This window comes from Streptococcus sp. HMSC072C09 (assembly GCF_001813105.1).
Classification (GTDB): Bacteria; Bacillota; Bacilli; order Lactobacillales; family Streptococcaceae; genus Streptococcus.
Genome location: NZ_KV811505.1, coordinates 37,651 through 44,578, shown reverse-complemented (window position 1 = coordinate 44,578; position 6,928 = coordinate 37,651). Strand labels below are relative to the sequence as shown.

Annotated in this window: 8 protein-coding genes; 4 read left to right on the top strand and 4 right to left on the bottom strand. The window is 42.8% G+C overall.

Going from position 1 to position 6,928, the window contains the following annotated elements:
* Positions 1-233: 233 nt before the first annotated feature.
* Together HMPREF2893_RS09695 and HMPREF2893_RS09690 are read left to right on the top strand one after the other, a co-directional pair.
* Entirely contained in the window at positions 234-515 is a 282-nt protein-coding gene (locus HMPREF2893_RS09695; protein WP_003009465.1) for an autorepressor SdpR family transcription factor, read from the top strand.
* Entirely contained in the window at positions 502-1,137 is a 636-nt protein-coding gene (locus HMPREF2893_RS09690; protein WP_070675918.1) for an SdpI family protein, read from the top strand. The genes HMPREF2893_RS09695 and HMPREF2893_RS09690 overlap by 14 nt, the downstream gene beginning before the upstream one ends.
* A 270-nt stretch (positions 1,138-1,407) precedes the next feature.
* Here HMPREF2893_RS09690 and rpmG read toward each other — a convergent pair whose 3' ends face one another.
* The 4 genes from rpmG to HMPREF2893_RS09670 form a co-directional block, all read right to left on the bottom strand.
* The gene (rpmG, locus tag HMPREF2893_RS09685; RefSeq protein WP_001265622.1) at positions 1,408-1,557 is read right to left on the bottom strand and encodes a 50S ribosomal protein L33; all 150 of its coding nucleotides are present in this window, start codon (positions 1,555-1,557) and stop codon (positions 1,408-1,410) included.
* A gap of 15 nt (positions 1,558-1,572) precedes the next feature.
* On the bottom strand, positions 1,573-1,755 hold the full coding sequence (rpmF, locus tag HMPREF2893_RS09680) for a 50S ribosomal protein L32 (RefSeq protein WP_003009516.1): 183 nt from the start codon (positions 1,753-1,755) through the stop codon (positions 1,573-1,575).
* A gap of 150 nt (positions 1,756-1,905) precedes the next feature.
* Positions 1,906-2,106: a type II toxin-antitoxin system antitoxin gene (locus tag HMPREF2893_RS09675; protein WP_003011522.1), complete on the bottom strand. Its 201-nt coding sequence runs from the start codon at positions 2,104-2,106 to the stop codon at positions 1,906-1,908.
* Positions 2,107-2,108: 2 nt separating this feature from the next.
* The gene (locus tag HMPREF2893_RS09670) at positions 2,109-3,131 is read right to left on the bottom strand and encodes an SPFH domain-containing protein (RefSeq protein ID WP_070675916.1); all 1,023 of its coding nucleotides are present in this window, start codon (positions 3,129-3,131) and stop codon (positions 2,109-2,111) included.
* A 188-nt stretch (positions 3,132-3,319) separates the two neighbouring features.
* Here HMPREF2893_RS09670 and ilvD point away from each other — a divergent pair, with 188 nt between their 5' ends.
* Positions 3,320-5,023, top strand: coding sequence for a dihydroxy-acid dehydratase (ilvD, locus tag HMPREF2893_RS09665; RefSeq protein ID WP_070675914.1), 1,704 nt, complete (start codon positions 3,320-3,322; stop codon positions 5,021-5,023).
* Between the two features lie 585 nt (positions 5,024-5,608).
* The gene (locus HMPREF2893_RS09660; protein ID WP_049483578.1) at positions 5,609-6,883 is read left to right on the top strand and encodes a uracil-xanthine permease family protein; all 1,275 of its coding nucleotides are present in this window, start codon (positions 5,609-5,611) and stop codon (positions 6,881-6,883) included.
* Positions 6,884-6,928 lie beyond the last annotated feature (45 nt).

Sequence of the window (6,928 nt, the reverse complement as noted above, 5' to 3'; positions counted from 1 at the left end):
TAGGATTTTCTATCAAACAAAGTTAGGAGGTCTTCATTTGATGGTTTTATTATAAGGATGATTTCTTAAAGAAAACTTAAGAAAAGGCGCTGTTTATAAGAATCGGTCTTAGGTCTGATATTTTTTTACAACAGACTCTATTTAGAATTTTTTCTAAATAGAGTTGACAAACCCATCCAAAAGTACTAGAATCTATTTAGAAAGATTTCTAAATAGATTAGAGGAGATAGAGAATGAATTTTGCGCAAACATTTAAAGCTTTATCGAATCCGATAAGAAGAAGTATCTTAGAACTGCTAAAGGCAGGAAAATTATCTGCGGGAGATATCGCTGGCCACTTTGATGTAGCAGGAGCGACCATTTCCCATCATTTAAGCCTCCTCAAGCAGGCAGATTTAATTCGAGAGGAAAAAGAGAAGAATTTTATCTACTATGAACTCAATACTTCTGTCTTGGAGGATTTAATGGTCTGGCTCGTTGATTTGAAAGGAGACTCTACTGATGAAAACGAATAAAAAACTATTGCTATTGACTTCTATGGTGATCCTTTTCCCCATGCTTTGGGGGCTGATGATTTGGTCGCAATTGCCTAACCAAATCCCGATTCACTTCAATTTTGCTGGCCAGGCCAATAACTTCCAATCGAAACCCCTGGTTGTGTTTGGTCTTCCTATTTTCGATCTCATGGTGCATCTGTTTATGATCTTTATGATCGGTCGCGATTCTAAGAATAGCGCTATGAATGAAAAAATGATCAGAGCGATTTACTGGTTGACCCCAATCGTTTCCTTAAGTACCTCCTATCTCATCTATAGCAAGGCGCTAGGATCTACTACCAATCCATCAGTTTTTGTTTCGGTTCTGCTGGGTCTCATCTTTGTAATCATGGGCAATTACATGCCTAAGCTAAAAGTGAATCACACGGTTGGAATCCGTCTGCCTTGGACCTTACAGAGTGAAGATAACTGGCACAAAACCCATCGCTTGGCAGGGAAGTTGTGGGTCCTCGGAGGTTTGATCCTCCTACTTGAAGCAGGCCTTCAATTCGCGCTTTCTTATGTACTGGTGCTGGTCATCCTCGCCATTGTGTTTATCCCTATGATGTACTCTTATCAATTAAGCCGGAAAAATCGTTAGTATAAAAAACAACCAGAGAAAAACTAGTTGGTAACTGATTCTTTTCCGGTTGTTTTTGCATATTCATCGTTTCAAATTCCAAATTTTCAGGGAAAGATTTATTTTCGGAAAGTCATAATTTTTCATGTCCTTTCCATAAAGTAGCTAGTATAGTCATTGAAATTTGTCCAAAAAAGGTAGTGATTGAATTGGAATACAGTGCAATATACTGCATTTAGCAAAAAGAAAAAAGCCTTTGAAACGTTGATTTCAAAGGCTTTTTAAACTCAATTATTTAACCTCTGTAAACACAACGTGTTTGCGAAGTTTTGGTGAGTATTTCTTCAATTGAAGACGGTCTGGAGTGTTACGTTTGTTTTTAGAAGTAAGGTACAAGCGTTCACCAGATTCTTTGTGTTCAAGTGTAATATTTACGCGCATGGTATCTCCCTTCTATTATTCAGCTGATGCAGCTTTAGCGATCTTACGTCCTTTGTAGTATCCTTTAAGTGATACACGGTGTGAACGTGAGTAATCTCCAGTTGCTTCGTCAAAGTTTACAGATGGAGCTGTTACTTTGTAGTGCGTACGACGTTTGTTTTTCTTCGCTTTTGATGTGCGACGTGCAGGTACTGCCATTTCGTTTTTCTCCTTTTAAGATATAAATTCAATTAGGTTTGATTTTCATCAACTTTAACAGTATAACAAAACTTTTTTGTAAAGTAAAGTTACTTGACAAAAAATTGTTAAAAAAATCTCCCGCCCCATCAAATGGAACAGGAGTTCTCCTTAAAGGTCTATTTCAAATGGCTCATCAATCGTTTCCGAAACGTATTTGCCATCCTTTTTTCGTTGTTTGACACATTCTGTCAGCAGGTACTCGATCTGCCCATTGACCGATCGAAAGTCATCTTCTGCCCATGATGCGATAGCAGCATATAACTTGGCTGACAATCTAAGTGGAATCTGTTTTTTCTTTTGGTCAGCCATTCTTAATAGAGACTTCCCGTATTAACAATTGGTTGTGCATCATGATTGCCACAGAGAACGACAAGAAGGTTCGAAACCATGGCAGCCTTCCGTTCTTCGTCTAGCTCTACAATCTCTCCTTCGCTCAGGCGTTCAAGGGCCATTTCAACCATCCCAACTGCTCCGTCGACAATCATCTTCCGCGCATCGATAATGGCAGAAGCTTGTTGGCGTTGAAGCATGACAGCTGCGATTTCTGGAGCATAGGCCAAGTAGGTAATACGAGCTTCTAGAATTTCGAGTCCAGCATCTTTTACACGTGCTTGAATCTCTTCTCGAATACGACTGGCCACAATTTCACTGGAGCCTCTTAGGCTACCCTCATCTGCCTGGCCGTCTCCTGTCGTATCGACATTAGGAGCTACATCATAAGGATAGATGCGGACAATATTACGAAGAGCACTATCACACTGCAATGAGAGATATTCTTTGTAGTTATCCACATTGAAGACTGCTTTAGCCGTATCCACTACACGCCAAGTGACGGCAATACCGATTTCTACAGGATTTCCCAAACAGTCATTAATCTTCTGACGAGAGTTATTCAAGGTCATCACTTTTAAGGAAATATTCTTTTTACCTGTCTCGATAGAAATATTGTTACCTTCTGCTGTTTTACTGACAGACATGGGTGACTTGGTGGTGACATCACCACTTTGGCCCAAGCGGGTGTTATTGGCAGGATTGACAGCGACACAGAAGGGATTGACAAAGTAAATACCCGCTTCTCGAATGGTTCCAATATAATTCCCAAACAAGGTCAAAACCAAGGCCTCTTGCGGTTTAATAATTTTGATTCCCGCATAGCACACCAGACTAGCAATAAAGATAAAAATACAGGTAATAACTGCAATCGCAAGTGGAAAACCTTCTGGTAGACTAGCAATCGCACTAATAAATGCTAAAACTAAGACGAGATCCCCAACTAGCAAGCCTATAAGGGCAGCTAAGCCGTTTTTCTTTTGGGTTAAAATTTTTTCTTCCATGGGACGAACCCTTCTTTCTTTGTGATATCTAAATGATATCACTTTGCTTACAAAAGTCAAGATATAACTGTAAATTATTTTAGCAAGAAACCGAGCAAGCTGAATTGTCTGAAAATTCAAGAATTTTCTTCTATCGTTGAAGCTTGAATTGTGCTATAATAATAAAAAATACGATGAGAGGGAATTAGATGACAGAATTAGACAAACGCCATCGTAGTAGTGTCTACGGTAGCATGGTAAAATCTCCCAACCGTGCCATGCTTCGCGCGACGGGAATGACCGATGAAAGCTTTGAGAAACCGATTGTCGGAGTGATTTCGACATGGGCGGAAAATACCCCTTGTAACATCCACCTTCACGATTTTGGAAAATTGGCCAAAGAAGGTGTGAAAGATGCGGGAGCTTGGCCGGTCCAATTTGGCACCATTACGGTTGCGGATGGGATTGCTATGGGGACTCCTGGTATGCGCTTCTCCCTAACGTCACGTGATATCATCGCGGACTCTATCGAAGCGGCTATGGGGGGTCACAACGTGGATGCCTTTGTAGCTATCGGAGGCTGTGATAAGAACATGCCTGGTTCCATGATTGCCATTGCCAATATGGATATCCCTGCGATTTTTGCCTATGGTGGTACCATTGCACCGGGTAATCTGAATGGCAAGGATATCGACTTGGTTTCTGTTTTCGAAGGGATCGGGAAGTGGAATCACGGCGATATGACAGCTGAAGAAGTGAAAGATCTTGAATGTAACGCCTGCCCTGGCCCTGGTGGCTGTGGTGGGATGTATACGGCCAATACCATGGCGACAGCGATTGAGGTCCTTGGGCTAAGCTTGCCCGGTTCCTCTTCTCACCCTGCTGAATCAGCTGATAAAAAGGCTGATATCGAAGAAGCAGGTCGTGCGGTTGTCAAGATGCTGGAAATGGGACTGAAGCCATCTGATATCTTGACCCGTGAAGCTTTTGAAGATGCGATTACCGTGACCATGGCGCTGGGTGGTTCCACCAATGCCACCCTTCACTTACTCGCGATCGCTCACGCAGCTAACGTTGACTTGACGCTTGAAGACTTCAACGATTTCCAAGAGCGTGTGCCTCACTTGGCGGACTTGAAACCTTCAGGGAAATATGTCTTCCAAGACCTTTATAATGTTGGTGGTGTGCCAGCCGTCATGAAATACCTTCTTAAGAATGGTTTCCTTCATGGGGATCGCATCACTTGTACTGGTAAGACTGTTGCTGAGAACTTGGAAGCCTTCGCTGATTTGACACCGGGTCAAAAAGTCATCATGCCACTTGAAAATCCGAAACGTGCGGATGGTCCATTGATCATCTTGAAAGGGAACTTGGCTCCTGAAGGAGCAGTTGCCAAAGTATCAGGTGTGAAGGTCCGCAACATCACGGGCCCTGCTAAGGTCTTTGACTCCGAAGAAGCTGCCATTGAAGCCGTTCTTTCGGATGAAATTGTGGATGGCGACGTTGTCGTTGTTCGTTTCGTAGGTCCTAAGGGTGGTCCTGGTATGCCGGAAATGCTATCCTTGTCATCCATGATTGTTGGGAAAGGCCAAGGAGACAAGGTAGCCCTCTTGACAGACGGACGCTTCTCTGGTGGTACGTATGGTCTCGTTGTTGGTCACATTGCGCCTGAAGCTCAGGTTGGTGGCCCGATCGCCTACCTCCACACAGGGGATTTGGTAACGGTTGACCAAGATACCAAAGAAATCACCATGCACGTTTCAGACGAAGAGTTGGCGAAACGGAAAGCTGAAACAACCTTGCCACCACTGTATAGCCGTGGGGTTCTGGGTAAATATGCCCACATCGTTTCTTCAGCATCACGTGGTGCTGTAACCGACTTCTGGAATATGGAACAGTCTGGTAAACAGTAATTGCCAGGACGACTTTGTCCAAAGAGAGAGTGGGACAGAAATCGGAAATTCATTAGAATTCGATTTCGTCGTCCCACCTCCGCACAGTTGAGTAGGGCTGTAAAAGCTGATGAAATCAGCGTAGTAGAGCCCACTCAACCACTGCGTCTTGCTCGACAATCCAAAAACAATTAAGAGGCTAGGACTTTTGTCCCAGCCTCTTTTTTGGCTCAAAGTAGCTAATTTCAACCCTGTCGCTGAAACGTATGAATATTACTTTTTGGGGGATTTGGGTGTATCATCTGTCATTTTTCTTGTAAATCCGTCTATAATCTGCTATAATTGTGACTAATCGAATCAATCCTTTAATACTGTCCAGAGAGGCAGGCAAGGAGCTATGGAAATGAAAGGCCTGGGAAGACCAGCCTATATTTTGTGTATCTCCTTGTTGTGGGGGATTTTTTTGTATATTGAAAAGTGGTTTGATAAAAAAGAAATAGTCGATGATGGAGCATGAAGCACTCCCTTACGATTTGGTCATCGAAGGTAGACGTTTTTGTTCAGCCATAGCTTGTCGCATCTTAATTTTAGGAGGTTTTTACGATCGTGAATGACGTTAAATATGATGTGAATGATATGCCAAAACCTGGTTTATTGGTTGGTTTATCTTTCCAGCATTTGTTTGCCATGTTTGGGGCGACAGTGCTGGTGCCGATTTTGGTTGGGATTGATCCTGCCATTGCTTTGTTTTCATCTGGTTTGGGAACCTTGGCTCACTTAACCGTGACCAAGTATAAGATTCCAGCCTACATGGGATCTAGTTTTGCTTATATTGCTGCTATGCAGATGTTGATGAAGACAGATGGAATCGCAGCGGTTGCCCAAGGTGCCATGGCGGGCGGTTTGGTCTACTTGTTTGTAGCTCTGATTGTTAAGCATGCGGGTAAAGATTGGATTAATAAGGTCCTTCCACCAATCGTGGTTGGTCCCATTATCATGGTAATTGGTTTGAGTCTTGCGAAGAATGCCGTCACTGATGCGACAACCTTAAATAATAGCTACAGCGGCTATGCTCTATTGATTTCGATGGTGACCCTCTTTGCGGTTATCCTATTTAACATGTATGGCAAGAAGATTGTCGGTGTCGTCCCAATTTTACTTGGATTAATTGTGGGCTATATTTTCTCATTGGCTCTTGGTTTGCTGACAGGACATAGTTTTGTCAATTTCTCAGAGGTAAGTGCGGCGCATTGGATTCAAGTTCCAAACTTTGACATTCCATTTGTAGATTATAGCTTTAAACTCTATCCAAGTGCGATTTTGACCATGGCTCCGATTGCCTTTGTGACCATGACGGAACATTTTGGTCACCTCATGGTTTTAAATAGTTTGACGGAGCGTGATTACTTCAAGGATCCAGGGCTTGACCATACGCTTACTGGAGATGGCTTGGCACAGATTATTGCTGGATTCTTTGGAGCTCCTCCGGTAACCTCTTATGGGGAAAACATTGGGGTTATGGCCCTTAGTAAGGTCTACTCAGTTTACGTTATTTCAGGCGCAGCAGTGATTGCGGTTGTCATGAGCTTTATTGGGAAGCTATCAGCACTCTTGCACTCCATTCCAACTCCTGTATTGGGAGGCTTGTCTATTGCCCTCTTTGGGGTTATCGCTGCTAGCGGTTTGAAAATTTTAGTTGAACATAAGATTGATTTTGATAATAAAAAGAATCTCTTGATTGCAAGTGTGATCCTAGTATCAGGGATCGGTGGTTTGATGATTGACCTCGGTGGTCTTCAAATCACGGGTGTGGCAACGTCAACCATTCTTGGAATTGTGTTGTATCAAATCCTTCCAGAACCAAAAGTTGACGAGGCTTAGTCCATTCTGGCAGTGAAAAAGTTTGAATGGATTCAAACATTATAA

What these genes read in the sequence shown, in the direction of transcription:
- rpmG (WP_001265622.1), bottom strand. Translation starts at nt 1,557, where the DNA reads ATGCGCGTAAATATTACACTTGAACACAAAGAATCTGGTGAACGCTTG.
- HMPREF2893_RS09695 (WP_003009465.1), top strand. Translation starts at nt 234, where the DNA reads ATGAATTTTGCGCAAACATTTAAAGCTTTATCGAATCCGATAAGAAGA.
- HMPREF2893_RS09675 (WP_003011522.1), bottom strand. Translation starts at nt 2,106, where the DNA reads ATGGCTGACCAAAAGAAAAAACAGATTCCACTTAGATTGTCAGCCAAG.
- HMPREF2893_RS09690 (WP_070675918.1), top strand. Translation starts at nt 502, where the DNA reads ATGAAAACGAATAAAAAACTATTGCTATTGACTTCTATGGTGATCCTT.
- ilvD (WP_070675914.1), top strand. Translation starts at nt 3,320, where the DNA reads ATGACAGAATTAGACAAACGCCATCGTAGTAGTGTCTACGGTAGCATG.
- HMPREF2893_RS09670 (WP_070675916.1), bottom strand. Translation starts at nt 3,131, where the DNA reads ATGGAAGAAAAAATTTTAACCCAAAAGAAAAACGGCTTAGCTGCCCTT.
- rpmF (WP_003009516.1), bottom strand. Translation starts at nt 1,755, where the DNA reads ATGGCAGTACCTGCACGTCGCACATCAAAAGCGAAGAAAAACAAACGT.